The organism is Bradyrhizobium sp. Kon58 (assembly GCF_055807455.1).
Map to the genome: position 1 here is coordinate 1 of NZ_JBVVOT010000541.1, position 253 is coordinate 253.

Consider the following 253-nt stretch of genomic DNA (forward strand, 5'->3'; position numbering starts at 1 on the left):
AGACCGGCCCCGTCAGCCATCGACTCAACCTTGGCCTGGCCGGCATCTGGACCCAGGCGCGCAACGCCTACGTGTTCAACGGCTCGCCCAGCGCGACCAACATCTACAACCCGGTGACCGGCGCAGCACCTACGCTCAATACGCCGCGCAACACCCCTGGCACCGACTTCAGCGACCCGACCATTACCGGCAAGACATTCGTGCGCAGCGCCGCAGTCTCCGACACGTTTGGCTTCTTCGATGACCGTCTGTT

The 253-nt window shown here is 64.0% G+C and carries 1 pseudogene; it reads left to right on the top strand.

Annotated elements, in window-relative coordinates:
• Nucleotides 1-253, top strand: a pseudogene (locus tag AC0L20_RS41420) (TonB-dependent siderophore receptor); the annotation flags it as partial.